29 protein-coding genes are annotated in these 25,682 nt (G+C 67.4%); 13 read left to right on the top strand and 16 right to left on the bottom strand.

Translation table 11 applies throughout. From position 1 onward, the window contains the following. Positions 1-4: 4 nt before the first annotated feature. The 4 genes from LR394_RS39265 to LR394_RS39250 form a co-directional block, all read right to left on the bottom strand. Positions 5-1,201 (bottom strand): hypothetical protein, encoded by a 1,197-nt coding sequence (locus LR394_RS39265; protein WP_231449805.1) that lies wholly within the window; start codon positions 1,199-1,201, stop codon positions 5-7. Between the two features lie 253 nt (positions 1,202-1,454). Beyond that, complete coding sequence (locus LR394_RS39260) at positions 1,455-3,221, bottom strand: BTAD domain-containing putative transcriptional regulator (protein WP_231449804.1); 1,767 nt, start codon at positions 3,219-3,221, stop codon at positions 1,455-1,457. 193 nt (positions 3,222-3,414) lie between these two features. Further along, complete coding sequence (locus LR394_RS39255) at positions 3,415-4,434, bottom strand: STAS-like domain-containing protein (protein ID WP_231449803.1); 1,020 nt, start codon at positions 4,432-4,434, stop codon at positions 3,415-3,417. Between the two features lie 281 nt (positions 4,435-4,715). Then, the gene (locus tag LR394_RS39250; protein ID WP_231449802.1) at positions 4,716-5,837 is read right to left on the bottom strand and encodes a DUF3500 domain-containing protein; all 1,122 of its coding nucleotides are present in this window, start codon (positions 5,835-5,837) and stop codon (positions 4,716-4,718) included. A gap of 284 nt (positions 5,838-6,121) precedes the next feature. On the opposite strand from LR394_RS39250, the gene LR394_RS39245 reads away from it, so the two are divergent. Continuing rightward, a complete protein-coding gene (locus LR394_RS39245; protein ID WP_231449801.1) occupies positions 6,122-6,412 on the top strand; it encodes a hypothetical protein in 291 nt (96 codons plus the stop codon). A 103-nt stretch (positions 6,413-6,515) separates the two neighbouring features. Next, on the top strand, positions 6,516-7,547 hold the full coding sequence (locus tag LR394_RS39240) for a hypothetical protein (RefSeq protein WP_231449800.1): 1,032 nt from the start codon (positions 6,516-6,518) through the stop codon (positions 7,545-7,547). Here the strand turns inward: LR394_RS39240 and pip are convergent. Genes pip through LR394_RS39225 form a run of 3 tightly spaced genes read right to left on the bottom strand, consistent with a single transcriptional unit; the run spans position 7,523 to position 9,419 of the window. Then, the gene (pip, locus tag LR394_RS39235; protein WP_231449799.1) at positions 7,523-8,482 is read right to left on the bottom strand and encodes a prolyl aminopeptidase; all 960 of its coding nucleotides are present in this window, start codon (positions 8,480-8,482) and stop codon (positions 7,523-7,525) included. The two genes, LR394_RS39240 and pip, sit on opposite strands and share 25 nt — an antisense overlap. After that, positions 8,482-8,949: an SRPBCC family protein gene (locus LR394_RS39230; RefSeq protein WP_231449798.1), complete on the bottom strand. Its 468-nt coding sequence runs from the start codon at positions 8,947-8,949 to the stop codon at positions 8,482-8,484. The genes pip and LR394_RS39230 overlap by 1 nt, the downstream gene beginning before the upstream one ends. A 56-nt stretch (positions 8,950-9,005) precedes the next feature. After that, positions 9,006-9,419 (bottom strand): VOC family protein, encoded by a 414-nt coding sequence (locus tag LR394_RS39225; protein WP_231449797.1) that lies wholly within the window; start codon positions 9,417-9,419, stop codon positions 9,006-9,008. Between the two features lie 142 nt (positions 9,420-9,561). Between LR394_RS39225 and LR394_RS39220 the strand changes: the two genes are divergently transcribed. Next, complete coding sequence (locus LR394_RS39220) at positions 9,562-9,972, top strand: nuclear transport factor 2 family protein (RefSeq protein WP_231449796.1); 411 nt, start codon at positions 9,562-9,564, stop codon at positions 9,970-9,972. Positions 9,973-9,975: 3 nt separating this feature from the next. On the opposite strand, the gene LR394_RS39215 is transcribed toward LR394_RS39220, so the two are convergent. Next, complete coding sequence (locus tag LR394_RS39215; protein ID WP_231449795.1) at positions 9,976-10,641, bottom strand: hypothetical protein; 666 nt, start codon at positions 10,639-10,641, stop codon at positions 9,976-9,978. A gap of 30 nt (positions 10,642-10,671) precedes the next feature. Between LR394_RS39215 and LR394_RS39210 the strand changes: the two genes are divergently transcribed. After that, positions 10,672-11,754, top strand: a complete 1,083-nt coding sequence (locus LR394_RS39210) for a M20 family metallopeptidase (RefSeq protein ID WP_231449794.1) — start codon at positions 10,672-10,674, stop codon at positions 11,752-11,754. Between the two features lies 1 nt (position 11,755). Here the strand turns inward: LR394_RS39210 and LR394_RS39205 are convergent, their stop codons facing one another. Beyond that, positions 11,756-12,355 (bottom strand): NAD(P)H-dependent oxidoreductase, encoded by a 600-nt coding sequence (locus tag LR394_RS39205; RefSeq protein WP_231449793.1) that lies wholly within the window; start codon positions 12,353-12,355, stop codon positions 11,756-11,758. A 132-nt stretch (positions 12,356-12,487) separates the two neighbouring features. Between LR394_RS39205 and LR394_RS39200 the strand changes: the two genes are divergently transcribed. Continuing rightward, positions 12,488-13,336 carry a helix-turn-helix transcriptional regulator gene (locus LR394_RS39200; RefSeq protein ID WP_231449792.1) on the top strand — a complete coding sequence of 283 codons (849 nt, stop codon included), beginning with the start codon at positions 12,488-12,490 and terminating at the stop codon, positions 13,334-13,336. On the opposite strand, the gene LR394_RS39195 is transcribed toward LR394_RS39200, so the two are convergent. The 4 genes from LR394_RS39195 to LR394_RS39180 form a co-directional block, all read right to left on the bottom strand. After that, positions 13,300-14,154: a carbohydrate ABC transporter permease gene (locus LR394_RS39195; protein ID WP_231449791.1), complete on the bottom strand. Its 855-nt coding sequence runs from the start codon at positions 14,152-14,154 to the stop codon at positions 13,300-13,302. The two genes, LR394_RS39200 and LR394_RS39195, sit on opposite strands and share 37 nt — an antisense overlap. After that, positions 14,151-15,080: a carbohydrate ABC transporter permease gene (locus tag LR394_RS39190; RefSeq protein WP_407937208.1), complete on the bottom strand. Its 930-nt coding sequence runs from the start codon at positions 15,078-15,080 to the stop codon at positions 14,151-14,153. Before LR394_RS39190 ends, LR394_RS39195 begins: the two co-directional genes overlap by 4 nt. An 18-nt stretch (positions 15,081-15,098) precedes the next feature. Continuing rightward, entirely contained in the window at positions 15,099-16,361 is a 1,263-nt protein-coding gene (locus LR394_RS39185; RefSeq protein WP_231449789.1) for an ABC transporter substrate-binding protein, read from the bottom strand. Between the two features lie 80 nt (positions 16,362-16,441). Further along, positions 16,442-18,316, bottom strand: a complete 1,875-nt coding sequence (locus tag LR394_RS39180; RefSeq protein WP_231449788.1) for a glycoside hydrolase family 127 protein — start codon at positions 18,314-18,316, stop codon at positions 16,442-16,444. Between the two features lie 175 nt (positions 18,317-18,491). Here LR394_RS39180 and LR394_RS39175 point away from each other — a divergent pair, with 175 nt between their 5' ends. Together LR394_RS39175 and LR394_RS39170 are read left to right on the top strand one after the other, a co-directional pair. Further along, positions 18,492-19,529 (top strand): LacI family DNA-binding transcriptional regulator, encoded by a 1,038-nt coding sequence (locus tag LR394_RS39175; RefSeq protein ID WP_231449787.1) that lies wholly within the window; start codon positions 18,492-18,494, stop codon positions 19,527-19,529. A gap of 163 nt (positions 19,530-19,692) precedes the next feature. Then, a complete protein-coding gene (locus tag LR394_RS39170) occupies positions 19,693-20,493 on the top strand; it encodes a hypothetical protein (RefSeq protein WP_231449786.1) in 801 nt (266 codons plus the stop codon). Here LR394_RS39170 and LR394_RS39165 read toward each other — a convergent pair. Further along, positions 20,481-21,347, bottom strand: coding sequence for an LLM class flavin-dependent oxidoreductase (locus tag LR394_RS39165; protein WP_231449785.1), 867 nt, complete (start codon positions 21,345-21,347; stop codon positions 20,481-20,483). The two genes, LR394_RS39170 and LR394_RS39165, sit on opposite strands and share 13 nt — an antisense overlap. A 113-nt stretch (positions 21,348-21,460) precedes the next feature. On the opposite strand from LR394_RS39165, the gene LR394_RS39160 reads away from it, so the two are divergent. The 4 genes from LR394_RS39160 (at position 21,461) to LR394_RS42535 (ending at position 22,733) form a co-directional block, all read left to right on the top strand. Next, positions 21,461-21,700 (top strand): hypothetical protein, encoded by a 240-nt coding sequence (locus LR394_RS39160; protein ID WP_231449784.1) that lies wholly within the window; start codon positions 21,461-21,463, stop codon positions 21,698-21,700. A gap of 149 nt (positions 21,701-21,849) precedes the next feature. After that, positions 21,850-22,191, top strand: a complete 342-nt coding sequence (locus LR394_RS39155) for a helix-turn-helix domain-containing protein (protein WP_231449783.1) — start codon at positions 21,850-21,852, stop codon at positions 22,189-22,191. 7 nt (positions 22,192-22,198) lie between these two features. Further along, positions 22,199-22,561 (top strand): response regulator transcription factor, encoded by a 363-nt coding sequence (locus LR394_RS39150; protein WP_231449782.1) that lies wholly within the window; start codon positions 22,199-22,201, stop codon positions 22,559-22,561. 43 nt (positions 22,562-22,604) lie between these two features. Further along, positions 22,605-22,733, top strand: a complete 129-nt coding sequence (locus LR394_RS42535) for a hypothetical protein (RefSeq protein ID WP_269330508.1) — start codon at positions 22,605-22,607, stop codon at positions 22,731-22,733. Here LR394_RS42535 and LR394_RS39145 read toward each other — a convergent pair. Beyond that, on the bottom strand, positions 22,724-22,972 hold the full coding sequence (locus LR394_RS39145) for a hypothetical protein (protein ID WP_231449781.1): 249 nt from the start codon (positions 22,970-22,972) through the stop codon (positions 22,724-22,726). The two genes, LR394_RS42535 and LR394_RS39145, sit on opposite strands and share 10 nt — an antisense overlap. Before the next feature lie 232 nt (positions 22,973-23,204). Here LR394_RS39145 and LR394_RS39140 point away from each other — a divergent pair, with 232 nt between their 5' ends. Then, positions 23,205-24,203 (top strand): GlxA family transcriptional regulator, encoded by a 999-nt coding sequence (locus tag LR394_RS39140; protein WP_231449780.1) that lies wholly within the window; start codon positions 23,205-23,207, stop codon positions 24,201-24,203. Positions 24,204-24,924: 721 nt separating this feature from the next. After that, positions 24,925-25,446, top strand: coding sequence for a hypothetical protein (locus tag LR394_RS39135; RefSeq protein WP_231449779.1), 522 nt, complete (start codon positions 24,925-24,927; stop codon positions 25,444-25,446). Here the strand turns inward: LR394_RS39135 and LR394_RS39130 are convergent, their stop codons facing one another. Beyond that, entirely contained in the window at positions 25,447-25,671 is a 225-nt protein-coding gene (locus tag LR394_RS39130; RefSeq protein WP_231449778.1) for a hypothetical protein, read from the bottom strand. It lies immediately after the preceding gene. Positions 25,672-25,682 lie beyond the last annotated feature (11 nt).

The raw sequence follows: 25,682 nt of genomic DNA, 5'->3' as shown, positions 1-25,682 counted from the left end.
TCCTTCATCCGACGGCATTTCGGCGGTCCCGGGCCCGCAGGGCGAACCAGATCGCGAGCTGTCCCAGGGCGGCCGCGGTCACGACGGCCGAATCGATCAGTTCCGGCAACGGTGTCCGGGTTCCGGCGGCGAAGCGTTCCGCCACCCCGGTGATGATGTGCAGCGTCGCCGGGAGCACGAGCCAGGCGAAACTGACCAGGCTGACGGTGTATCCCACGACGACGAGCCAGGCGTACCAGCGTGAGGCCCGCACGTCGGCCGGATCCCAGCCGTCCGGCCCCACGACTCGCTCCGGGTGACCCAGAAGGCGGTGAAAACGGTTACGGATGACTTGTTTCGTCACCCCGTGCAGGTCGTTCAGGCCGAGTACGGTGGTGAACAGCACGTACAGGTCGGTGCGCAGGTAGAAGTTGAACTGCCACAGCACCCGCAGCCACGAGACGAGCGCGACCGCCAGGCACAATCGTCCCACATTGCTGAAACTCCCCTCCGGCGTCCGGGTCAGGTCGGCGATCAGCATCATCGAGGCGATCGAGACCACATCGAACAGCAGGCCGGCCAGGATCGGCAGGTAGCGCTGCCGGCGGGGCACGGTGACCAGGCCGTCCATCGAGGTCTCGAGGACGACGAAGTACAGGCGGCGATCCAGACGCAGCCGGGAGTTCAGGCCCAGCCGGCGTCCGGCCAGGGCGTGAAAAGCCTCATGGACCATGATGAGAGGGATCCCGATCAGGAACAGCCCCAGCTGACTGATCGAGTAGTAGGAGCTGAAGAACATGTGCTCGTACCGGGGCAGGAGGTCCGGCTTCTGGGCGGCCGCCACCGCGGCGGCCACGATCGCAAGCCCGAACGACAGCAGCACGGGCAGGCTGAACAGCACCCGGCCCAGCCTCCTCCAGCGCACGGCCTCCGGCGGTGGTCGCTCACCGGCGTCCGGCGGTCGCAGGAACTGGCATTCCTCGAGAGACTCGACCAGGTCATGGATATCGAGCGTTTCACCGTACTCCGTGAAGTACCAGTCCGCGGTCTCGCGCGGCGTACGGCCTTCCTCGAGGCGCCGGATCACCTCGGCGCCGTCCGGAGGCACCACGATGTAGACGTCGATGTCGCGACGGCCGACCGTTACCTGCTCGCCCTCCGGCTGGTAGACCAGACGGTGCAGGCTCAGCGCCGCGTCGAGCCACTGTTCGCGCGTGGTCACCGATGTCATGAATCCCCCCGGAAAAGCGCCGGAGCGGTCACCGGGGCCACCATCGAGCCCCGGTGCCGCTGACCAGCGAGTCGGCCTACGTCGGCTTCTTGTACGTCGTGCAGGCCGGGGCCGTCATCCGAACCGGGCCGGCCTTACGGATCTCGATCTTCTTCACGTGGGTCACCTCGCTTCCGTCTGGTGGCGGGATCGATTCTGGATCACCGGTACTGGACCCGAACTGGCCGGATTCTGGACCCGACTGTCAGGGCGCCAGCTCCTGAGCCAGAATCCGGTTCAGTCCCGACAGCGAGTACCAGGAACCGCCGCCCTCGTCCAGACCGTCGAAGCGGATCAGCCTCCGGTCGGTGAGCTGACCCAGCAGTTCCTCGACGATGTCGTCGCTGTGGCCCAGCCAGTCGATCGCCGTCTGCTGACTGAAACGCTCGTCCCGCCGGCCTCCGATCGCGTGAAAAGCTTTCCGGGCCGGTTCATCCAGCTGATCCAGTTCGTCCTCGAAGGTTGCCCGCACGCACAGGCCCGGCAGCGACAGCTCGGCCATCCGTCCGCCCGGCCTCGAAAGACGTTGCACCATCCGGCTCAGGCTGCACTGCGGCCGGTCGGCCAGCCGCACCGCAACGATGCGCAGAGCCAGAGGCAACCCGCTGCACAGCCGGACGATCGCTTCCGCCGCGGCCGGTTCCTGCGCCACCCGCTCGGAACCCAGGATCTGGGCCAGGAAGGTAATCCCCTCCGCCAAGGTGAACGAGTCCACCTCACGCACCTGATGATTGGGAAAGTTGCGGCGTCGCCCCCGGCTGGTCGCGACCACGGCGCAGGTCTGGTTGCCTGGAAGCAGAGGAGCCAACTGGGTCTCGTCGGCCAGGTTGTCGAACACCAAGAGCAGACGACGGTCCGCGAGGGCTGAGCGGTACACCACTGCGAGCTCAGCAGCGTCACCGGGTAACTGATCACACGTGTGCCCGAGGGCGTGCAGCACCCGTCGCTGAAGCCGGGGCACGACGGCATCGCCATGCTGAGCCTCGATGTGAACCTGCCCGTCCGGATACTGCGGCGCCAGCCGGTGGGCCAGCTGCACGGCCAGAGCGCTCTTGCCCGCACCGCCGGCTCCGGTCAGCACCAGCGCCGAGCACCGGCCCATCTCCGCGCGCAGCGAGTCGAGAAGCGTTTCCCGCCCGACGAAATCGCTCTGATCGCCGAGTATCAGGGCCACGCCCTGCGACGGTGTGGCCGGTTGCGGATCAGCCCGGCCCAGCGCGTGACGCTGGGCCGCCTGCAGGTGCGGGCCCGGTTCGATCCCGAGTTCCTCAACCAGGCGCCCGCGGATCTGTGCGTACTCGGCGAGGGCAGCCGCCTGGGCTCCGGAGTCCGCCAGTCCGGTGACCAGCCAGGCGTGCACCGCCTCGTTGAGGGGGTTGAGCGCGCTGACCGCTCTCAGATGCGGCACGATCTCGCCGGTGCGCCGCAGCTCACCGGCGATCCGGGCTGTGGCCAGCACCGCGTCGGTCCACTCCTGGTTGAGATCCCGGATCCACGGATGTTCCGCAAGGTGCTCGTCGAGATCGCCCAGGCACGGATCACGCCAGTGCTCAAGTGCGTCCAGCATCAGGCGCAACCGCTGCGGCAGCTGCTCTTCCCGTTCGGCACCGGCCACCAGAGCCCGGAAACGCAGCAGATCCAGATCGCAGAACTCGGTCCGGATCGCATAACCGGACCCCCTGGTCACCAGCCAGGACTCCCGCCCGCGAACCCCACGACCGGCGTCGACCGCCCGTCGCACCCGGCTCACGTAGGTGTGGACCAGGTTGATCCGGGAGGCCGGGGCGTCCGGGCCCCACAGCGCATCGATGATGGTCTGCCGGGCGACCGGCTCACCGGCCCGGACCAGCAGAAGCCCGAGCAGGGCACGCTGCTTACCGGAAGAGATCTCGACCCGACGCGAACCCCGCATCACGACGAGGGGCCCCAGCACCCGGAACGTCAACGGAGCAAGCTCGGTGTCCTTCTGCATCACAACCCCCGGTTCCGTTCTTCAGCACCTAAGGGGTCAGACTATGGGCGAAACTAACAGAACCAGTGAAACCCTCACTATCAGGCCGAATTACCTCCTCGTCCGCCCCGGCAGCCTGAACAGCACCCGTTCCCCCTTGGGCACCAAGAAGTTCGGGCAGCACAGCATCCCCGGGCAATGGCCCGATTCAGGCTCAGCCGTCCCGACGGGGCAGGCCCCTGCGGACCATGAACTCCACCGGCCCGACCATTCCGACCGGTTCGACAACGGTCTGCGGATGCTGCCGTGGCCAAACCCGGACGATCTCGTCCACGAATCCTTGGCCGACCTCCTCCACACCGCTGAAATCCATGGTGACGTGGGAAAAACGCTCCAGCCCGCGCAACAGGCGCTTGGCCTCGGACCTACTCACGAAGCGAACCCCGAAGCCGAAGAGCTTGACCACGGTCCGCGTGCGCGCGAAGTCGAGATCCTCATCTGTATAGGCCGAGAACACCTCTGAGATGGGAATCTCCGTGGACGGATCCATCTCCCAGCGCACCCTGGTGCCTTCAGTGACATCACTGGCACCCACGGCCTGGTCACGGCGCACATTGTCGACGGTCCACCTGATCCCTCCCGACTCCAGCGTGAACACATCGACCGCTTTCGAGGTAAAGAAGATCCCCTCACCGGTATGACGGTCCGGGTCCGTCGTCGTCTTGCCCTTGGTGAGCTCACCGAGCGCGTCGTAGAGATCGCTCAGTGCCAGACGTTCCCTCAGGTGTGGCAGAGCACCTCGGCCTCGATCCGCGACCTCGAAGCGAGCCTCCACACGCGAGATCCAAACACTGACCTGGACTTCCTCGGCCCCTGAATGGTCGATCGCGTTGTTCAGCATCTCGGTGAAGGCGTAGGCGGCCGTGGAGCGGCCTTCCTGACTCATCCGGTCATGCAGGGCCTCAGCCAGAGCGTCCTGCCAGACGACGTCCTCCTGAAGACCGGAAAGTTCGAGCGTGCGATGCCAGTCCGGCCGCGACCATCTGCGAGAGCTGAAGTCCGAGGTCGACATGAGCTGCGCCAGAGCGCTACGGACGGCCCCCGGATCGAAGAGACGATGCCCTCCAGCCGACCGCTCCGAGGGAATGACCCCACTGTCGGCCAATTGACGCAAGCGCGAGGGAGAGACTCCGAGCTCCCGAGCAACCTCCGAGATGCGGATCAGATCAGCCATTCCACAAAGCTACACAAGATTGGAGATTCGCGCGATGCCAATCGCATCAAAACCTTCCATCACTATGGAGGTTCTACTGACGCCAGGGACAGAGAACCTGCTTCACGAGTGAAGATTTTGGAGGCATCGAGCACCCAGCCGCGGACCAGGCTCCAGGGCCAGAGTGGCGCCGCTGACTCAGACCAGCCACAACAACGACCGGATCCACCTGGCCGCCAGCGCCAAGGCGGGCAGGCGCCCGTCGCCCAGCAGCCCACCCAACCGGCGCCCGGCCTACGTCCTCAATGAAAGTTCGCCCGGTGCTGGGCCAGCACGTCGACGCCGAAGTCGTTGTCCGGGTCACGCCAGACCGAGTGGACGTGGTTGGCATCCCGTTGCGTGTTGTCCCACTCGGCCAGCAGTCCCGGCGCCTGCACCCGGAAATAGTGCGGCCGGCCCGGTTCCTTGCTGCCCGCCCAGGCAAAGTGAACGCCGTCGAAACGATTCCCGGCGTACTTGTCGGCCTCCCGCTCGGCCACTTCCCGTGGCACGCGATCGATGAAGGTACCAAGCAAACGCCGCAGCAGACTCTGCTGGGATGCCGACAACCAGCTCGCCGGAATGCCTTTGGGGACAGACGAGTATTCCACCGCCGCCCGATGCTCCGGCTGTATTCCGGCTCTGGTCTCGGCGATCTCGTGCCCGGCCTCCACGCTGTCCCGCAGCCGGGGCGCAGTGAAACGGCTTCGCCAGAGGTCGGCCAGGGGAATCACGTTGTTCCCGTCTCCAATCTGAGGACGGTTGCCGGTCACCAAGTCGACGGGCGCCACCGGGGCGAGCACCGCCTTGGCTGCCTGCTCCTCGTCCAGCGAGCGCACCAGGCCCCCGGCCAGGTCCTCGCTCGCGCCCAACGGGCGCAGGAGCAGACCGCCCAGAAGTGGGGACGAGGCGGGGTCCGCGCCCAGGAAACACGGGGTACTCGCCTGCACGGCTCCGTCCAGAACCAGGTGCTGGACCGAGACGTGATGCCCGCCGAACCGCCAGGACCAGGGACCCTTTCCATCGGGATCCCCGAAGATGCGCAACCGGTACTCCTGAGGGTCACGACCTCGCGGGCGTCCCCAGTCGACTTCCCAGCTGTCGGCCTTGTCCAGCACGTTCTCCAGGCCGATGATGGTGGCCGCGGTGACGTAGCCCGGATCCGACAGGCCGGTGGCCAGCAGCCGCATGGCCAGGCCCTGCTGCCCCGGCTGCATCTTGTGCAGCGAGAGCCCGCCATGATCGGTCGGGGTGTAGAACCAGCGCAGCCGTTCCTCGTCCGAAGGCCAGGCGTACAGGGCCTGGGCCCGTTGCCCGGCGTTCAGGCTGTGCAGCCAGGCGCGGGCCGCTTCGGACATGGTGGCGGCGAGATCCCCATTGGTCACGCACCTCACGCTACGTCCGGTTCGGAGTTGACTCAACGGGTAGACGCCGATGCGTCGTGAGAAAGTTGCGATCACGACGAGCAGGCCGCGAATGTCCCCATGATGACGAATCATCAACCTCAGAATCCCGCTGCGTTCCAGCAGTTTTCGCGAACACTGAATCCGGCCGGGAACAGCGTGCTAACTTCCTGAGCACTGGCAGGACCGTCAGCTGATGGGCCGTCAACCGGGGGAGGCTGATCGATATGGCCAGAAGAACCAGCACCATGATCTATCCGAGCGGAATGCCTGTCGTACCCGACGGCCTGGACATCGCACTGGGGGGAAAGACATTGGTCGGCGACGATCTTCGGATAGCGGGGGCCACTCCCCCTCATCCGCGCAGGCCCGGCGACGACAAGTCGATCCTCGAGATCCTGTCCGAGGGCGGAGGCCAGCTGTCGCTCTACGAGCTGGCCCAGAAACTCGGCAAGAACACCCTGGTGACCTCCGAGATCGTCCTCCAGTTCGAGAAGTGCCGGCTGGTCGTGCTCGACGGGCTCCCGGGCGACGAGAGTGTCCGGCTCCCCCGCTAGAAGCACGATGCGGCCCGGGAGCGGCCGGTCCGGCCGACGAGGGCTGGCTTTCGCCGACGCTGCCTCAGAATGGCGAGGTCGGCACATCCTGGTCTGCTGCGTCATGATGGTCGGGTTCGCGGTGGTGACCGGGTGGGTCATCCGCAGCGAGGAACCGGATTACTGGTCCTTCTACCTGACTGGCCTGCTGGGCTACCTCACCTCACTGGCCGAGTTGGTGTCCCGTTACCGGGACGCACCCGTCGTCGCCTCGGTCTCTCTTCCGGGCATTGCGTATCTACTGGTCAACATCGGCGCGGCGCTCGCAGCCCTGCACATCGTCCAGCGCTTCGGGTGGGACCTGGGGGCCGGCCCTGACCATGAACAGTTCGCCCAGATCTTTCTGGCCGGATTCGGGGCCACCGCCGTGTTCCGCAGCTCGCTCCTCAACATCACGGCCGGCGATCACACCGTCAGCGTGGGCCCGTACGCTGTGCTGCACGTGATTCTGACCGCGGCCGACCGGGCCGTGGACCGGGAGCGGGCCCTGGCCCGGATGCGACACGTACGCCGGGCGATGCACGGCATCTCGTTCCAGCACAACGCGGACACCATGTTCACCTACACGGTCGCGACCTTGCAGAACCCACCGCCGGACGAGGTGGCCCGGGTGAGCTCCAAGATCTCCTCGCTGCGAGATGCCCAGAACGCAGACATCCCCGATACCGCGAAGTCCCACATCCTCGGTTTCTCGCTGATGGCCCTGGTCGGAAGCAAGGTCCTGACGCAGGCTGCGCACCACGTGCGTGAGCTGCGGAGTGTCAACTCGGACCCGCCGGGCGAGGCCACTGGCGGGCCTGAGCACCGGACGATCGTGCTCCCGGACGAATCTGCCCCGACGGACGATCCCGCAACCGTTGTCAACAACGAACTCAGGCAGACGATCGAGGTGGTGCTGGCTCAGCAGGAGCCGATGTTGCTGCGCGACCTGCACAGGCTGACCAGGGCACCGCTACCTGACTTCACCACGCTGGTCAGCGCGTTGGTCGAGAACGAAACTCTCACCATCGAAGGCGCTCCCGGCGGTGAGCGGGTCTCCAGAACGTTCAGGCCGCCCAGCGCCTCCGACATTCACCCCGAGCCCCGAAGCGTCTGACCGGCCTGCTTTCCCAGGTCGTTCAGGGCGTCGATCCAGGATGCGAACATCTGCGCGCCGCCGTGCCCCTCGTCGCCGATCACCACCAGGCGGCTCGCGGGCCAGGCCTGGTGCAGGCCCCAGGCGGTGTCCAGCGGCGAGCTGACGTCGTAACGGCCGTGGATCAGCACGCCGGGGATGTGCCCGATCTTGGCCATGTTCTCCAGGATCGGCGCCTGGTCCAGGAAGTGGCCGTTCCCCCAGTAATGGCTTATCAGGCGGGCTTTGGTGCGCTGGACCTTCATCTCCTGCAAGGAGTAGGAGGGCTCGAAACCGGGGGCCAGCGAAGGGTGCACGTCCTCCCAGGTGTTCCAGGCCTTGACCGCCCGTTCGACAACCTCCGGATCCGGGTCCGCGAGCAGGCGGGCGTAGGGGGCCGAGAGGTCACCGGTGGCGCCGGGCACCAGCGCGGCGAACTCTTCCCATTCCCGCGGGAACACCCGGCGCATGTCCCAAGTGATCCATTCGGTCTCCCGCCGCGTGCCCGCCGTCACCGCCACCAGCACGATGCCCAGCACCCGCTCCGGATGCGCCTGCGAGTAGGCCAGGGCCAGCGCGGATCCCCAGGAGATGCCGGTCACGATCCACCGCTCGATCCCCAGCGACTCGCGCAGCTTCTCGATGTCCGCGATCAGGTGCTGAGTGGTGTTGACCGTCAGATCCACATCCACCGTCTCGGCCGACGGCCGGCTGCGCCCGCATCCGCGCTGGTCGAACAGCACCGCCCGGAAGACCTCCGGATCGAAGAGCTCCCGGATGTTCTCCTTGGCGCCGGAGCCCGGGCCGCCGTGCAGGTAGACCGCCGGAACACCGTCGGGATTGCCGACCGTCTCCCAGTAGATCTCCTGCCCGTCGCCAGGTTTCAGGTAGCCACTGGCGTACGGTTCGATGGCCATCAGTGTTTCTCGACGTTCCGGGCGAGGATGCCCAGAGTGGCCCGAAGACCGGCTTCAGGAATGATCGGAAAATTCACCAGCCCACGATACTGCGGCAGGATCCGGCTCCAGTCGTAGTAGGACCCGACCAGCGTTCCCCCGTCGTTCGGGGTCAGCGTGTAGCCCCACAGGTGCTCGATCGGCGGCTGGACGGTGCCGGAGATCATCCACTCGATCTGGGCATCCGGCCGGTACCCGGTGATGATCACCTCGACGTCGTACTTGCCCATCGGCAGGTCGTTCAGCGCCTCGCGGTCCATGTGCACCACGAACCGGTCCCCCACCTGCCGCACCTTCTTGCCCTCGGCCGACTGGAGCATGCCGGTGGAATCGATCCGGACGTGGCCCTGCGGATCGGTCAGGAGCTCGAAGATCTCCGCCGCCGGCGCCTCGATCTGACGTTGCACCTCAAATCGCTCAATCCCCATGCCGACCAGCCTGACACCCCCGCAGGTAATAGACAAGAGCCTCTACTGACTATTACTCAGGACGCTCGGGCCGAGATCTGCTGAATCGCCCACCCATTGCCGTCCGGGTCCTCGAAGAAGACGAAACCCACGTTGTCCAGTGCTTTTCCACCCTCCTCAAGCTTCGCCGCGTCCCCGTCGACGACCTGCACGTCGCTCACCGGAACGCCTCGCCCCTTCAGCTCGGCATGCGCCGCCACGATGTCGGCCACCACCAGCTGCAGCCCCTTCAACGTGCCCGGTGCCATCCCCGACGCCCAGCCCAGCACGATCGAGCACCCCGACCCGGGCGGCGTGATCTGGACGAACCGCACCCCCGGTGCCGGCGCCACGTCGTGGTCCACCGGCCAGCCCATCCGGTCCTTGTAGAAGGCCTTGGCCACGTCGATGTCGGCGACCGGGACGTTGACGACTTCCAGGGTGTAGTTCACGAACTGCCTCCTCAGCTTCTGGTTTTACGTTCGCTCATCACGACTCGGCCACGCGGCCGAACTCATCGCTGAACCACGAGCCGTTGTGTGCATTCAGCCACCTTTCGTAGCACCCAGTACCGGACGGGCGCAGGATGGAGGCATGGATCTTTCAGAGTGGATCGATGCATACGCCGCTGCCTGGCGGGAGAAGGACGACGTGGCCGTCCTCGAGCTCTTCACCCCCGAGGCCGCCTACCATTCCTCCCCCACCCAACCCCCGCACCTCGGCCACGGCCAGATCGCGGATTACTGGAAACGGGCCACCGACACCCAGTCCGACCTCACCCTGGTCTTCGGTGTCCCGATCACCCAGGGCCCTCGCAGCGTGGTCGAATGGTGGGCCACGCTGCGCGATCCGCAGTGGCAGCCCGAGGCCGCGAACGACTGGGTCACCTTGCCCGGCAGCCTGATCCTGCGCAGGGACGATCAGGGCCGGTGCGAGCAGCTGTGGGAATACTACAACCCGGTCTTCGGCCAGAAGATCGATGCGCCACCCGGCTGGGGCGCCTAAAGGTCAGGCCGGATAACCGATCTCGGCGGCGTAACCCCGGACGTCGTCGAGATCAGCCTCGGGGTTCAGGGCCAGCAGCAGCTCGTCGGTCAACGGCTGCCGGGCGATCACCCGCGTCACGTCGTCCGCTGTCACGACCATCTCGTAGATGTCCTCGGCGAAATCCGGGTAACGGTCGGCCATGTCGTCGAGCAGGATCTCCAGCATCTCGGTGCCGTCCGGGCTCTTCGCCACCGTACCCTCGACCTCGGGAAAGACGATGTTCCGGCCGGTCGCCCACTGCGGGTCACCGAAGCCTCGCCACAGCAAAGCGGTGGCGACGTAGTCCCCGTCGTCACTGAACGCCGGTTCTTCCAGCTGATCGCGAAAAGCCTCGGGCAGGCCGTCGAAGAGACCGGGCCACAGATCCATATCGGAGTCGCGGTACGGCGTCATCTTGGACTCGTGGTCGAAGACCCGGATGAAACAGCCGTCGGGCGTGAAGATGACCGCCCATTCGTCGCCGCCGCCGTTCTGGTGGATGGCCGCCTGCCCTTCACCCCAGACCGGCACGTAGTAGTGGTAGGCGTCTTCGCCGGCCAACGTACGGTCCAGCACCGCGAGCGCCCGGCACCGATCCCGCAGAACCTCGATCGGGGGCAGCTTCGCAGCGAGTTCGTACGCATCCACGCCCGCGACCCTACAGCTACCCTTGAGCCCATGGAGCCCGATCTGCCAGCCATGCTCGACGACCTGCGCACCCTCGTCGAGATCGAGTCACCCTCCAGCGATCTGGCGGCTCTGCAGGCGTCCGCCGCAGCGGTCGCCGGAGTACTCGAGAAGCGGCTGGGCGGTACGGCCGTTCTGGTGGAAAGCCCTGCGGGCCCGCATGTTCGCTGGTCGGGCGGTGGCTCGCCGAAGGTGCTGGTCCTGGGCCATCACGACACGGTCTTCCCGCACGGCACGCTGGCAGAGCGTCCGTTCACCGTGGCCGACGGCAGGGTTTACGGCCCAGGTGTTTTCGACATGCTCGGTGGTCTGGTCCAGGCGATTCACGGGCTGGCCCTGCTGGAGCGCCGGGCGGGCGTGGAGGTGCTGATCACCTGCGACGAGGAGGTCGGCTCGAACGCCTCGCGCGAGCTGATCCAGGAGCTGGCCCTGGAGTGCGGGGCGGTGCTGGTGTTCGAGGGCGCGGGTGAGGGCGGTGCGGTGAAGACGGGGCGCAAGGGCTGCGGCACGTTCGAGGTGGCGATCACGGGACGGGCCTCGCACGCCGGGCTGGAGCCCGAGGCCGGAGTGAACGCGCTGGTCGAGGCGGCGCATCAGGTGCTGGCGATTGCGGCGCTGGCGCGGCCGGAACTGGGTACGACAGTGGTGCCGTCGATGGCGAGCGCGGGTACGGCCAGCAACGTGGTTCCGGCTCAGGCTTCTTTGACGGTAGACGTCCGGGTCGCCTCGGTTGCCGAGAAGGAACGTTTGGAAGCTGGTTTCGGTGCGCTCGAGCCGCGCCATCCTGAGGCCGTCCTCAAGGTGTCCGGCGGGATCACCCGGCCTCCCATGCCTGAGGACGTCTCTGCGCAGCTTTTCGAGGTGGCTCGCCAGTTCGACGGTAACCTGCGAGGGGTTTCGGTCGGTGGCGGTAGCGACGGCAACCTCACCGCAGCGGTCGGGGTACCAACTCTGGACGGTCTGGGCGCCGTCGGCGGGGGCGCTCACGCCGATCACGAGTACCTGGTGCTCGACAGCATGTCCGAACGCGCCCGCCTGACGGCACATCTGGTACGCCACCTCACAGCCGGCTGAGTCAGCCCAGCGCGGCCAGTTGCTTGTCCAGGTGAGCGGCGTAGCCGTCGATACCGGCGGGCACGTCTGCGCTGCGGAAGATGTCGTAGATCCCGTAGTGCTCGAGGACCCGGTAGCCGACGAACTTGTAGCTGGTGCTGATGCCGAGCAGCAGGTCGTCCACGCTCTTGCCCTCGAACAGCACGCTGTCGGGGTTGCTGAAGGTTTCGGCCGGCGCGTTCCAGGTGGCCGCGACGAAGAAGCCCCGGCCGTGCAGGTGGCCGCCCGTTCCGTACTGCTTGGTCGGGTCCGAACGGGTGCGCCCGTCGTTGTCCAGGAACGTCTTGCTGTGCAGGCCGGCGTTGAAGACCTCGTCGACGTAGCGTTTGTAGATCCACGGGGCGCCGAACCAGTTGATCGGGGTCTGCAGGATCACCAGGCCGGAGTCGAGATGCCGCTGAACTTCGATCTCCGGGTCGTAGGACTGCTCGATCCGGGTCTCGGTGACCTGGTGGCCGCGCTCGAGCAGGCGTGATCTGGCTTTCCCGGCCATCGCGGCGTTGAGGGTGCCCTCCGACCAGTCCGGATAGGTGAGATGGGCGTTGACCAGGTGGATCTGCACGGTTTGCTCCGTAAGTGAGGGGTCCTGAACGCCCTCACTCTGCGCGCTCGGGCGCCGCCTACCGAGTCCTTGTCCAGGGGGTCAATCCGAGTACCCCTTTGCCACGCCCGTCCAGCACGTACATTCGTGGCTGTGGAACGCCAGAACGAGATCCGCCAGTTCCTGACCTCGCGCCGCAGCAGGCTCACGCCCGAGCAGGCCGGTCTGCCGGATTTCGGCGGCCGTCGCCGGGTGCCCGGGCTCCGTCGCGAAGAGGTCGCCCTGTTGGCGGGGATGAGCCGGGAGTATTACGTGCGCCTCGAGCGCGGTAACGCGGCCGGGGTGTCCGAGGTGATCTTGGAGGGCCTGAGCCGGGCTCTGCAGCTGGATGCGGCCGAGCGCGCCCACCTGTACGACCTCGCCAGGGTGACCAGCAAGAACTCTGCGCCCACACGTCCTCAAGCAGTTCGGCCCATCGTGCAGCAACTGCTCGACGGGATGCCCGAGGTTCCGGCGTTCGTGCAGAACAGCCGTCTCGACGTCCTGGCCACCAACCAGCTCGCCGCGGCTCTGCTCGCCCCGGTCCTGGGCCAGTCGCCGGCCAACTTGGCCCGCTTCACTTTTCTCGACCCCAGTGCCCCGGTGTTCTACCGCAACTGGAGCGATCTGGCCGCCCAGAAGGCGGCTCTGCTGCACGCCGAGACCGGAAGGTCGCCGCACGACAGCGAACTCACCCGCCTGATCGGAGAGCTCTGCGCCGGCAGCGCAAACTTCCGCCGGCTCTGGGCTGCCCACGACGTGCGCGAGCACCAGGCCTGCGACACCCACCTGCAGCACCCGGTCGTCGGTGATCTCGCCCTGACCTGCGAGGGGATGGAACTCACCAACGACCGGGGCCTTTTCGTGATCGTCTACGCCCCAACCGATCCGGCATCGAGTGACCGGTTGCTCAGGCTGGGTGAGAGCTACTTGACCGCGCCGGCCACCAGCCCGGCCACGTAGTACCGCTGCAGCACCAGGTACAGCACGATGCACGGGATCGCCGTGACCGCTACCCCGGCCTGCATGATGCCCCAGTTCAGGGCGCCGAGCTGGTTGGAGGCCAGCACGGTCAACGTCACCGGCAGGGTGAACTTGGCCTCGTCAGTGATCAGGACCAGGGCCGCGAAGAACTCGTTCCAGCTGGTGAAGAACGTGAACAGGGCGGTGCTGATCAGGCCGGGCACGGCGACCGGCAGCATCACCCGGATCATCGCCGAAAGGTAGCCGCAGCCGTCGATCAGGGCCGCTTCCTCGATGCTGGCCGGCAGGGCGGCAAAGCTGTTGCGCATCAGGAAGATCCCGAACGGCAGCTGGAACGTGGTGTAGACCAGCACCAGCCCGATCAGGGTGTTGTTCAGGCCCAGGGTGTGCAGGATCGAGAACAGCGGGGTGATGATCGCCTGGAACGGGATCATGAACGTGGCCAGGATCAGGAAGAACAGCAGACCGCTACCCACGAACCGCATCTTGGCGAAGCCATACCCGGCCAGGGTGGCCAGCACGATGGTCAGGAAGGTGGCGCCGAACGCGACGAACAGGCTGTTGCCCACGTGCGTCCAGATGCCCACCGCCCCGGTGTTGCCCAGCGCCTGGTAGTTGTCCGGCGAAAGATCGTGCGGGTAGAGGGTGGGCGGGTTCCGGGTCGCCTCCGAGGTGCTTTTCAGCGACTGCGACAGCATGATCCACAGCGGGTAGAGCACGATCACCGACACGCTCAGGCACGCCGCCCACCAGGCCGCGCGCGGGAGCGTGCGACGCACGTCCAGCAGGGTGTTCATGAATGGTCCGTCTTCCTCAGCAGGAGCATCTGGAGCGCGCTGACCGCCGCCAGCACGACCATCAGCAGGGCGGAAAGCGCTGCGCCGTAGCCCAGGTCGAAGTTGATGAACGAGGTCCGGTAGATCTGATAGACGGCCGTGATGGTGGTGTTGGACGGCCCGCCGCTGGTCATGATGAAGAACTGGTCGAACGCCAGCAGCGAGCCGGCCACCGAGAACACCAGGACCAGGGCCAGGGTGGGGCGCAGCAGCGGCAGGGTGACGTGCCGGAACGACTGCCAGGGCCCGGCCCCGTCGATCCGGGCCGCCTCGGTGAGCTCGACCGGGATCGACTGCAGGCCGGACAGCAGCAGGATCATCTGCATGCCGGTCATCTTCCAGACCACCATCAGCACCACCGTGACCAGGGCGCTGGTCGAGGTGGCGAACCAGTTCGACTCCCGGGTGCCCAGGCCCAGGTGCACGGCCAGGTCGGTGAGCGGGCCCAGACCTGGCTGGGCCAGGTACAGCCACAGGTAGGCCGCGGCGGCGAAACCGATCACCACGGGCAGGAAGAAGATGGTCTGGAACACCCGGGCCGGCCGGCCCGGGCGGTTGATCAGCACGGCCAGGGCCAGGGCGGCGACGAACAGCAGCGGGGTGATGAACACGGTGTACTTGAGCGTGAAAATCACCGAGTCGATCCAGGTCTGGTCCTGCACGGCCTGGCGGTAGTTGTCCAGGCCGACCCAGCTGTGCTCACCCAGCAGCGGCCAGTCGTGCAGACTCATCCAGAAGGTCATGCCCAGCGGGATCAGGAAGAACACCAGCACGACGAGCAGGGCCGGGGAGACCAGCGCGAGGCCGACCAGCTGACGGCGGCGGCGCTGAGTCAGCCATGGCCCCTTCCGCCGCTGGGTGGCAGCGGCGGAAGGGGCAGGAGTCAAGGTCGCGGTCATCGCTGCTCAGCCTGCGTCGATGATGGCCTGGGCGGCCTTCTGGGCCTCGGCCTGCGCCGCGGCGATGTCGCCACCACCGAACACCGCCTTGTTGATCATCGTGGCCCAGGGGCCGTTGTTGTCGTTGATGATCTCGTTCTCGACCACGCTGTACGGGGTCCGGCCGGTACTCATCGACTCACCGAGCACCTTGTAGCGCTCGTCGTCCGGGCCGTAGACGGTCTCCACCAGGTCGGTGCGCACCGGCACGATCGAGTTCTCGGCGAGCAGGGTCTGCGCCTCGTCGCCGGTCGACCACTTCACGAAGTCGTAGGCCACCGCCTTGTTCTTCGCCCCGGCGGTCACCGCGATCTCGTCACCGCCGGCGAACGAGGCGGTGCCGCCGTTCTGGCCGACGATCGGGGTGACGCCGAAGTCGATCTTCTCGTCCGCGGCCAGGGTCTGCACGAAGAAGGCGCCCAGGTTGACCATGCCGACCTTGCCGCTCTGGAACGTGCCGCCCTGGGTGCTGCCGTTGTCGGTCTTGGACGAGGGTGCCATCAGGCCCTCCTCCCACATCGTGCGGTAGAACTCCAGCGCCGCAGTCACTTCCGGGCTGTCGAAGGAGGCGGTCCGGCCGTCTTCGGAGAGCACCTCGCCGCCGCTGGCCCACACGTGCGGAGCGAACTCGAAGATGTTGCAGCCACCGCACTGGCCGGCCATCACGAAGCCGTAGTGCCCCTCGCCCAGCTTCTTGATCGCCCGCGCCGCCTCGAGCATCTCGTCGTACGTGGTGGGCGGGGCCGACGGGTCCAGCCCGGCCTTCTCGAAAAGGCCCTTGTTGTAGAAGGTCACCGAGGCCTCGGCGGTGAACGGCAGGGCGTAGGTCTTGCCCTCGTACACGGCCAGGTCCTTGTGCGCCTGGCTCAGGTCGTCCTTCCACTCCAGCTCGTCCAGGACCGGGGTCAGGTCGTCCAGAACCCCTTTGGAGGCGAAGTACGGCAGGTAGACCAGGTCGATCGAGGCGATGTCCGGGCCGGAGCCGGACGCCGCCGCGGTGCCGAACTTCTGCACGAAGCTGGCCGCCGGGACCACCGAGACCTTGATCTTGCCCTCGTGCGACTTGTTGTAGGAGTCGGCCAGCAGGTTGATGAAACCCTTCTGGCTGTCCCGGGCCCAGAGCGTCGCCTCGCCGACCGGCTCGTCCGACGCACTGCTGCTGTTATCGTCCCCGCCGCCGCATCCGGCCAGCCCTACCAGGGCGATGGCCGCGGCCGCGGCTGCTGCCACGAACCTCGTTGTCCTGACCATGACGACTTCGCTTTCCGCCCGCGCCCCGACACTGGAGCGCGGGCTGGGAGAAGGATGGTTTACCGCACGGGCAGCCAGACCCGCATCGCCCCCGGGCCACGGTTGGCCCAGGCGTTGTACGGGATGGCGGTGAACTCGATGGCCGAACCTTCGGTGCGAGCCGGAAGGGTGGTGTAGAGAGCGGGTTCCAGCGCCCGCACCACTCCGGTCAGCCGCAGCCGGACCGGTGCCACGTCACCCTCGGTGGTTTCGGTGGTGATCGGCGCGGCCGGGTCGAGGTGCAACTGCTCGACCACCACGCCCTCGGGCAGGTCGGCCTGCTCCACGCAGAACACCAGCGGACCGCGCAGTACCGCCACACAGCCGCGCACCGCATCCACCCGGTCGTCCGCCCGCACCAGAGTCGCGTTCATGGGCAGGCTGATCCGCAGCTCTTCCCCGTCTTCAATTCTGGTCTTGAAGTACTCCCCGGCGACCAGCTCCACCCCCGAAGCGGTGGCCCCGACCGCCCAGGCCGGGATGCGCACGCTCAGCTCACCCGAGCCGCTGGCCCGGATCACCAGCTCCCCGTCGTACGGGTACTGCGTCTCCACCGTGACCGAAAGCCCATCGGTGGAATAGGTTCCGGCGTGCAGCAGATGCAGCTGCAGAGCACCGGCCGTGCCGGTGGCCGTGTACCCCTGCAGCGAGGCGATCAGCCGGGCGATGTTCGGCGGGCAGCAGGCGCACCCGTACCAGGGCAGCCGTTCACTGGGCGAGTCCTCGTCCGAGCCCTCGTGACCGGTGCGCAGCTGCAGCGGGTTGGAGTAGAAGAACGCCTTACCGGTGTGCGACGTGGAGGCGGCAATACCGTTGAACAGCGCCCGTTCCATCTCGTCCGCGTAGTGCGCCTGCCCGGTGGCCAGCAGCATCCGCCAGCCCCACTGGAAAGCCGCGATGGAGGCGCAGGTCTCGGCGTAGGCCCGATCCGGCGGCAGCTCGAACGGATCGCCGTAGGCCTCGTCGCGATGCCGCGAACCGTGCCCGCCGGTGATGTACATCTTGGTGCCGAAGGCGCTGCGCCACAGCTTCTCCATGGCCCGCAGCAGCGTCTCGTCGCCGTTCTCCAGGTACACGTCGGTGGCACCGGCGGCCAGGTAGAGCTGGCGCACCGAATGGCCGATGGCCTCGGTGTTCTCGCGCACCGGCAGATGGTCCTGGTAGTACAGCGAGCCGAACCGGCCGGGCTCCAGCGAGCGGTGGCCGCGCCGGTCGATCTGCCGCTCGGCCGCCGTCAGGTAGTCCTGCTCGCCGGTCTCGCGGTACAGCTCGACCAGGGCGGTCTCCACCTCGGGGTGACCGTCGATGATCGGGTTGCCCTTCCCGTCGTCCAGCTTGACCACGAAATCGGCCACCCGGCGGCCGATCTGCAGGAACCGCTCGTCCCGGCTGCCGCGGTGCAGGGCGACCGCGGCCTGGATCAGGTGCCCGGCCGAGTACAGCTCGTGCGTGAAGTCAGGATGGGCGAAACGCTCCTGGCCCTCCACCCCCTGCACGTAGGTGTTGAGGTAGCCGTCCTCGGCCTGGGTCTTCTCCATCAGGCCGGCCAGATCGGCCAGCCAGGGCGTCCAGGCGTCGGTACCGGAGCGGCCGATCTCCCAGCCCATCGCCTCGATCGTCTTGTACAGGTCGGTGTCGGCGAACCAGGGCCCGGCGAACGCGCCTTCCGGACCGTTCTCCCCGGCCTCGGCCAAGCGCCGGAAATTGGCGATGGTACCGGTGGCTTCGAGGTTCTCCACGCAGTGCGGGATGGTCGCGGCGCCGTTCAGGTCCTGCCAGCGCCCCAGCGAGGACTCCGGGTGCAGGACGGCCGACCGCAACGGCAAGGGGGTGAGATGTGCGGGCCGGCGGGGTGCGGCCGGGCCCTGCGCGACGAATTCGGTCTCAAGGGTCAACGTGACGCCCTCTCAGATCTGGACCGGCCACGCCGCCGTAAGAACCGGCGCCGTCGCCAGGAAAACTTAGGAAACCGTTTGTCCGATTCACAACGTAGGCCGGGCCCACGAGCGGGTCAACCCCTCGCCGGTATCGGTTCTTGCCGGACAAACGGTTTCCTGTTTAGCTGATCCGATGACGAGCGACACCAGCGTTCCCGAGTCCGGGCCGCCTGCGAACGGTCTGCCCCGCCGGGCCGGCATCGCCGATGTCGCCGCCCGCGCCGGAGTCTCCGTCGGCACCGCCTCCAAGGCCCTCAACGGCCGCGGCAACCTGCGCGAGGAGACCCGGGCCCGGGTCCGAGCCGCCGCCGAGGAGCTCGAGTTCGCCCCCAGCACCGTGGCCCGCAGCCTGCTGACCGGCCGCACCTTCACGGTCGGGATCATCACCACCGACAGCTACGGCCGCTTCAGCATCCCGATCATGCGCGGCGCCGAGGACGCCCTGGGCCTGGGCGAGATGCTGGCCTTCCTGTGCGACAGCCGCGACGACCCGATCCGCGAACAGCACCACATCAAGCGCCTGCTCGAGCGCCGGGTGGACGGGATCATCGTGGCCGGGCGCCGCACCGACGCCCGCCAGCCGGTCGGCCGCAACCTGCCCGTCCCGGTGGTCTACGCCCTGGCCCCGAGCGCCGACGAGAGCGACATCAGCGTCACCAGCGACGAACCCGGCGCCGCCCGCCTGGCCATCGACCACCTGGTCCGCACCGGCCGCCGCCGGATCGCCCACATCACCGGCCCGCACTCGCACGCCTCCTCCCGCGTGCGCGCCGACAGCACCGTCGAAGCCCTGCGCGCGCACGGGCTCGAACTGGTCGGCGACCCGTGGTTCGGCAGCTGGTCCGAAGCCTGGGGACGCTTCGCGGTGGCCCAGTTGCTGCGCAGCGACCCGGATGTCGACGGCATCTTCTGCGGAGCCGACGTGATCGCCCGAGGAGCAACGGACGCCCTGCGCGAGTCCGGGGCATCGTTGCCCATGCAGGTGGGGGTGGTGGGAGTCGACAACTGGGTGATCAGCGCCGAGGCCGCCCGACCGCCCCTGACCACGGTCGATCTCGGCCTGCAGGAGCTCGGCCGGCGTGCCGGTGAGCTGCTGATCGCCGCCATCGACGGCTCCCCCGCACCGGGCCTGCACACCGTTCCCGGGCACCTGGTCGTGCGCGAGTCGTGAGGACTTTGGTCCTGAAAACCCAGAACTCTCCGGCAATGCTCAGCAGCGACACGTAACCTCCCAGGGGCCAGGAAGTTCCTGTCTTGCGCCTGCCATGGAGGGCTGCGTGGACGTCGAAAAACCTTCCGAAGCAGGGTTTCGCTCGTTACACCTTGAATCGACCATGGACGCGGGCCGGCGCACCTTCCGGTTCGTGATCGACGAACGTCTGAGCGCCGCCGCCCACTGGAGCCCGCACGAAGCCCGCCTGGCCTGGCCCGCTCACGGCCCTGCCAAGGACTGGCCCGACCTGCTGCACGAGGCGCGAGCCACCACCTCGGCCGTGGAACAGGCCCGGGCCCCCGAGCCCGACTGGTCCGTCCTCCTGCCCGGCGACATCACCGGCCCGAGCCCAGCCTGGTACGCGCTACGGCGGGCGGTTGCACCTCGGCTGCTCACCGTCCGCGTCGCCGACGGCAAGCTCAACCTGCTGGTGATCAACGACAGCGCCGAGCCTTTCCAGGAAATCGTCACCCTGCGCCGGATCGCTTTCGACGGTTCGGTCCTGGCCGGGGTATCCCTGATTCTCGACGTCCCGGCCTGGGCCTCGCAGACCCTGGAGGTGCCCGGCATCCTGGCCTCCCCGGAGAAACCCTCCTCGCAAGCCCTGGTGGTCGAGGCCGGAACCATGCGCTGCACCCATCTTTTCGCCGACGACCGCGAACTGGACTACGACCCGTTTCCACTTGAAACCGCAGTCCACACCACCCGCACCGGATACGCGGTGCAGGTGCGCGCCCGCTCGTTCGCCCGCGACGTCACCGTGCTGGCCGACCGTTTCCACCCGGAAGCACTGGCCGACGAGGCCTTGGTGACGCTGCTGGCCGGCGAGACGCACACCTTCCGGGTGAGCGCCCCGCCGGGCCTTCCGGCGGCGGCCCTGAGCTCGGCTCAGGTACTGCGCAGCGCCGATCAGATCATCTGAGCGGCGACCTGCTCGAGCACCTTCACATCGCCCGCGTACGGCCCGTCCGGACGGGGCCAGTGGGTGATCACGTCGGTGAAGCCGAGCTCGCCGGCCCGGCCGGTCATGTCCGCGTAGAACTCGGCGCTGGTCAGGGAGAACGGCACGGCCGGACGCATGGTGGGCGCGTCGAGCATGAGGTAGCGCCGCACGCTGCCAGGCTCACGCCCGGCGATGGCCAGTTCCTCGTCGAAGATCTTCTGCTGCCCGGCCAGGCCGGTGAACCACTCGTCCAGGGTCTCGGCCTTGGGGCCGAGGGTCATCCAGCCGTCGCCGGTGCGGGCGGCGTAGCGCACGCCGCGCGGGCCGTTGGCGGCCACGACCAGCGGCATACGGTTGGGCTCGGGCAGGGTGCGGGCGTCGAGGGTGGAGAACCAGCGGCCTTCGGAGGTGACGTGGTCCTCGGTGCGCAGGCGGACGAGGAGGTCGGTGAATTCCTGGAACCGCTCCACTCGCTCCTTCACGCTGAGGGCGGGCAGGTTCAGGATGCGCGAGTCCAGGTCGCCGCCGGTGCCCACGCCCAGCACGAACCGGCCGGCGGAGATGTCGTCCAGGGCCTGGGCCTCGCGGTACAGCGACAGCGGGTGGCGGAAGTTGGGGGCGCAGACCGCGGTGCCGAGCTCGATCCGCTCGGTGATCATCGCGGCGGCGGACAGCATCGGCAGGCCGGCGAACCACGGCGAGTTCGGCAGGCCGCCCCAGACCAGGTGGTCGTACGTCCAGGCGTGGTCGAAGCCCATCTCCTCGGCGGCGAGCCAGAACGGGCCGGCCTGCGCCCAGGACTGGTCGGTGAGGATGGTGACGCCGTGCTTCACGGTGCTCCCTAAGGGCTGATGGTCTGCAGAAATGTCTAGGCTATCGGCCGCTAGAATCGCCGCGGGCTGCCGTCCGGAAGGGACCGCCTCAGACACCGAGGAGACGGTCGGTCATGGATGACGAGCGGGACGAGGAAGAGGCAGAGCCCACCTTCTGGTGGCAACTGCTGCAGGACGTCCTGTTGATCTCGGGCGCCTACGGCACGGTCTCGGCGTGGTACCCCCGCGAGGGCTGGCAGCACTGGGCCGCCTATCCGATCGCCTTCGGGCTGGCCTGGTACTGCTTCGACCGGGCCCGGGACTTGCGGCGGTGGCTGGCCGAGCGCCGCAACACCCCTACGATCCAGCCCTGAGCACCAGGAATCGAAAAGGCTTACCGGCCAGTCACTAACTGGTGTCAACCATTGGCCGAGAAAGCCGCAAATCGGATTCCCGGTTTGGTTGACTTCGTGCGGTACCGGTGCCTGTAATGGTGTGTACGGCCACGGGGAGGTAATGCTTCATGCACGCGGACGTCTCCACCATCGTGTACGAGATCCGCCGCCTGGCAAGAGATTTCCCGGGCGAGTCGTTCCCGCCCGAGATCGTTCCCACGGTCCTGGGCTTCGCCGACGTGGACACGTCCAAGGCCGCGGTGCTGCGCCTGTCACCCGCCCAGCGGCGCGTGCTCGGCCTGGCCGGCCAGGGCTACCGGCCCAGCCAGATCGCGCAGCTCACCGCCAGCTCGCTGGGCCAGACCCGCAGCCGGCTGCGCTCGGCCGCCGAGGATCTGGGCCTGAGCCCGCGCCTGGCGGCGGCCTTCGGTACCGGCGCCCGGCCCGTCATCCCTCGTCCTCGTGCCTGAGCACGTGATGACGACCGATACCGCGGCCCGCCTCGAAGAGGTCCGCCACACCTTCGCCCGGCTGCGCTGTCAGGCCGGCGCCACCTCGGACCCGGAGCAGAAGGACCGTCTGCACCGGATGTCGGCCAAGCTCCTCGAAGGTGCTCCCCCGGTGGCCAAGAGCTCGTTCTACCCTCAGCACCTGACCGGCCGTGAGATCGACGTGCTGGCCGTGGTCGGTGTGGGCGCCACCAACAACGAGGCCGCGCAGCGGCTGGGCGTGAGCACCGAGACGGTCAAGGGCTATCTGCGCACGGCCATGCACAAGCTGCAGGCCACCAACCGCTACAGCGCCGTGCAGTCCGCCCGGCGTCTGCGGCTGATCCCCTAGCGAGCAACAACGCTCCCAGGGGTCGCAGGCGACGATGGGCCCGATGGCAGCGCTGCAGTCGTCGGCCCCGCTCAGTTCGGAGAAGGCCCGCGCGACGTTCGGCTGGAGCACCAGCGGTCCCTCGCTGCTCGAGGAGTTCCGGTCCGACTCGTACCAGGCGCCTCAGTCATGAGCGCCGGCCTGACCAGCCTGCTCCTGGTCGGCGTCCTGCGGCTGTCCGGGATCAAACAGCGCCAGTTTCGACCCGAGGCGGTTCACCACCCAGATCGCGAATCCGGCGGCACCGAAGCTCAAGGGCGCCACCGTGCCGAAGGAGAACTTCGAGGGCTGGCCGCCGTATCGCCTGAGCACCGGAAACCCGCAGGCGTACGCAAATTTCCGGCATGGCGGAGCCTGGGCCGCACCGACCACGAGACAGCACCGGGCGCCGGCCACCCGGATCGCCCGCGAGACCGGGCCGTGGTCCTTGTCAGTCCTCGGACGGGTCCGGCCTGCTCGTCCCCTCCACGAGCTCAGCCGAACGCCTCCGGTTCATCACCAGGTGACAGCCGCAATGGCCGCCGCCTTCGAGCATGCCGGTCCCCTCGAAGGGCGAACAGAGTCCTGTTCGCCATTGATCGAGGGTTTCGTGCCACGATGCGCTGTGAACGCTTTCCACCGCGTGGTCGCTTACGTCCCCCAAGGCGCGACCGCACTGGGCCTGGGCGTGGTCAGCGGAGTGTTCGCTCCCAGCGGCGTCCTCGATCAGCGCCCCGGCCTGCCCACCATCGAGCTGACCCTCTGCGCCCGCCGACCAGGAACCCTGCGGACCGACGGCGGGCTGAGCCTGAACGTCGAACGAGGACTTGACGCGTTCGCCGAGGCGGAACTGATCATGGTGCTACCCGGAATCGGCTTCCGCGAGGACCTCGACGGCTCCGTGGTGCAGGCCCTGAAGACCGCCCACGAACGAGGAACGCTCATCGCCGGCCACTGTGTGGGTTCCTTCCTACTGGCCGCGGCCGGTCTTCTCGACGGACTGGAAGCGACCACCCACTGGCAGTACGCCGATGAGATGGCGGCCACTTTTCCCCAGGTCACAGTCCGGCGCGATGCGCTGTACATCGACCATGGCCAGATCTCCACCGGTGCCGGAGCCACCGCCGGGTTCGACCTCAGTCTGTACCTGATGCGCGCCCACCACGGGGCCACCGTGGCCAACCGCATTGCCCGCCACCTGGTCACCCCGCCGCACCGGGCCGGCGGCCAGGCGCAGTACCTGCATGCCCCCGTTCCCTCCGGCTCTCACGACCAGGCTCTGGACGAGGTCCTTGCCTGGGCCCGCAAGAACCTCGACCGTCGACCATCCGTCGACCAGCTCGCGGCCCGCGCCATGACCAGCCGCCGCACCTTCCTGCGCCGGTTCAAGCAGGCGACCGGCACCTCACCGCACGCCTGGCTGAAAGGCCAGCGTCTGAACCAGGCCGAGGAACTCCTCGAGACGACGGACTTTTCGGTGGAACGCATCGCTCAGCTCGTCGGGTACACAAGCAGCGCCTCACTGCGAGATCAGTTCGTCCGGCACCGCGGGGTCCCGCCCCGTGAGTATCGGCGCACCTTCTTCCGCGGGCCATCACTCGACCGGCCGGGCAAGGCCGTCTGAGATCCTGTTCGGTATGCGACGTCGTCGCTGAGGCATCCCATGCTCCTGGCCGCCGGCATGATCTTCGCGCTGTTCGTCCCCGGCTCCCCAGCCCTCCTGGCGGCGGTGGTCCTGCCGGGAGCCTTGGGCTGCATTCGCCACTGATCTTCCCGCGTCCGGGAACGCGCGCGAGCTGGACGGACTTCGTGCGAAGCAGGCGGCCTTACTGGCCGCCACCATCGGGGCGGCGCGCACGAATTCAGTGCTCGGGACAGGTCACGCGGAGTACAACGGCAGATGCCCTGATCAATCAGACAAGCTCGACGGACATCCTGCACGGCACGAGAACACGCCAGCGCAAGCCGACAATTTCACCCGCGACGGCGACCAGTCACCCGTCGTCCTGGCCCTGTGCCCGCTGGCCACTCATCCGCAGGGGCCTTCTCCACGGCCGTTGTTTGGCCGGCTCATTGCCTTGGACAGGAGTGCTTGCACTGCAATTGTATTCAAGGCCGCGTTGGGATGTCTGGGAGAGGGAGAGCCCGAAAGATGATTTGGCATTATCGCGAACGGTGTGGGATATTTCTGATTCGGCACAAGGGGTGACAGATCGGGAAACTGCCACCAGGGCACGCGGGAGTGTCCACACTGTGCCGGATTGCGGCCATCGCGTCTTGGGGCGGTGGCCGATCGGGGAGCGCCGAAGGGGTGGATTTTGGTGCAGTTGAGTCTGGAGAGCCGGATGGCCGTTGTGGAGCAGGTGGTGGGCATCGAGGATGGGAAAGTGACCGCGCGCGAGGGTACTCTCATCGCCATGATGGGAACGCAGGCAGCGGTATTGCGGCGTCAGATCGATCATGGGGTGCTTCTCGGTAGTGTCAGTTCGACACTAGACGAGCACACGGTCCTGCTGAAAGAGCATTCGGCTCAGCTTGCCGGTCTTCAGGCCGGACAGGAGAAGCTGCAGGCCGGGCAGGACGGTCTGCGAACCGACGTAGGCCAGCTGCAGGCCGGACAAGACAGCCTGCGAACCGACGTAGGCCAGCTGCAGGCCGGACAAGACAGCCTGCGAACCGACGTAGGCCAGCTGCAGGCCGGACAAGACAATCTGCGAACCGACGTAGGCCAGCTGCAGGCCGGACAAGAGAGGCTGCAGGCCAACATAGTTGAACTGCAGGCCGAGACGCGGGGGTTGCGCTCGGACAGCCAGCGGATCATCCAGATGATCACCGATCTTGCGACCGGCGAGTTCCCGAAGAAGTAGCTACACGTCCCTGGCCGCCCCCGTCCTCGCATGTGCGAGATCGGGGGCACCGGGCACTGCCATCAATTGAAGGCCGTTCAGGTTGCCCTGGGTAGATTCGCCTGCTTGTACCCAGGCCTGGTCGGCCACCCCTGTCTCTACCAGGGTGGCCGACCAGGTTGAGCGCACCACGGCGAGGTCAGTCTCGTAAGCGCCCAGATAGATCAGGCAGGGGCCAGACGCCACGGCGTCATCTC

It is taken from the genome of Kineosporia babensis (assembly GCF_021129305.1).
Lineage (GTDB): Bacteria > Actinomycetota > Actinomycetes > Actinomycetales > Kineosporiaceae > Kineosporia > Kineosporia babensis.
Note: the sequence above shows the minus strand (reverse complement) of the source record. Positions and strands in the feature narration are given on the sequence as shown.

Coding starts and splice junctions, on each gene's coding strand:
- LR394_RS39260 (WP_231449804.1), bottom strand. CDS start 3,221: ATGCAGAAGGACACCGAGCTTGCTCCGTTGACGTTCCGGGTGCTGGGG.
- LR394_RS39255 (WP_231449803.1), bottom strand. CDS start 4,434: ATGGCTGATCTGATCCGCATCTCGGAGGTTGCTCGGGAGCTCGGAGTC.
- LR394_RS39245 (WP_231449801.1), top strand. CDS start 6,122: ATGCCTGTCGTACCCGACGGCCTGGACATCGCACTGGGGGGAAAGACA.
- LR394_RS39240 (WP_231449800.1), top strand. CDS start 6,516: ATGATGGTCGGGTTCGCGGTGGTGACCGGGTGGGTCATCCGCAGCGAG.
- pip (WP_231449799.1), bottom strand. CDS start 8,482: ATGGCCATCGAACCGTACGCCAGTGGCTACCTGAAACCTGGCGACGGG.
- LR394_RS39230 (WP_231449798.1), bottom strand. CDS start 8,949: ATGGGGATTGAGCGATTTGAGGTGCAACGTCAGATCGAGGCGCCGGCG.
- LR394_RS39220 (WP_231449796.1), top strand. CDS start 9,562: ATGGATCTTTCAGAGTGGATCGATGCATACGCCGCTGCCTGGCGGGAG.
- LR394_RS39210 (WP_231449794.1), top strand. CDS start 10,672: ATGGAGCCCGATCTGCCAGCCATGCTCGACGACCTGCGCACCCTCGTC.
- LR394_RS39195 (WP_231449791.1), bottom strand. CDS start 14,154: ATGAACACCCTGCTGGACGTGCGTCGCACGCTCCCGCGCGCGGCCTGG.
- LR394_RS39175 (WP_231449787.1), top strand. CDS start 18,492: ATGACGAGCGACACCAGCGTTCCCGAGTCCGGGCCGCCTGCGAACGGT.
- LR394_RS39170 (WP_231449786.1), top strand. CDS start 19,693: ATGGACGCGGGCCGGCGCACCTTCCGGTTCGTGATCGACGAACGTCTG.
- LR394_RS39160 (WP_231449784.1), top strand. CDS start 21,461: ATGGATGACGAGCGGGACGAGGAAGAGGCAGAGCCCACCTTCTGGTGG.
- LR394_RS39155 (WP_231449783.1), top strand. CDS start 21,850: ATGCACGCGGACGTCTCCACCATCGTGTACGAGATCCGCCGCCTGGCA.
- LR394_RS39150 (WP_231449782.1), top strand. CDS start 22,199: ATGACGACCGATACCGCGGCCCGCCTCGAAGAGGTCCGCCACACCTTC.
- LR394_RS42535 (WP_269330508.1), top strand. CDS start 22,605: ATGGCAGCGCTGCAGTCGTCGGCCCCGCTCAGTTCGGAGAAGGCCCGC.
- LR394_RS39135 (WP_231449779.1), top strand. CDS start 24,925: ATGGCCGTTGTGGAGCAGGTGGTGGGCATCGAGGATGGGAAAGTGACC.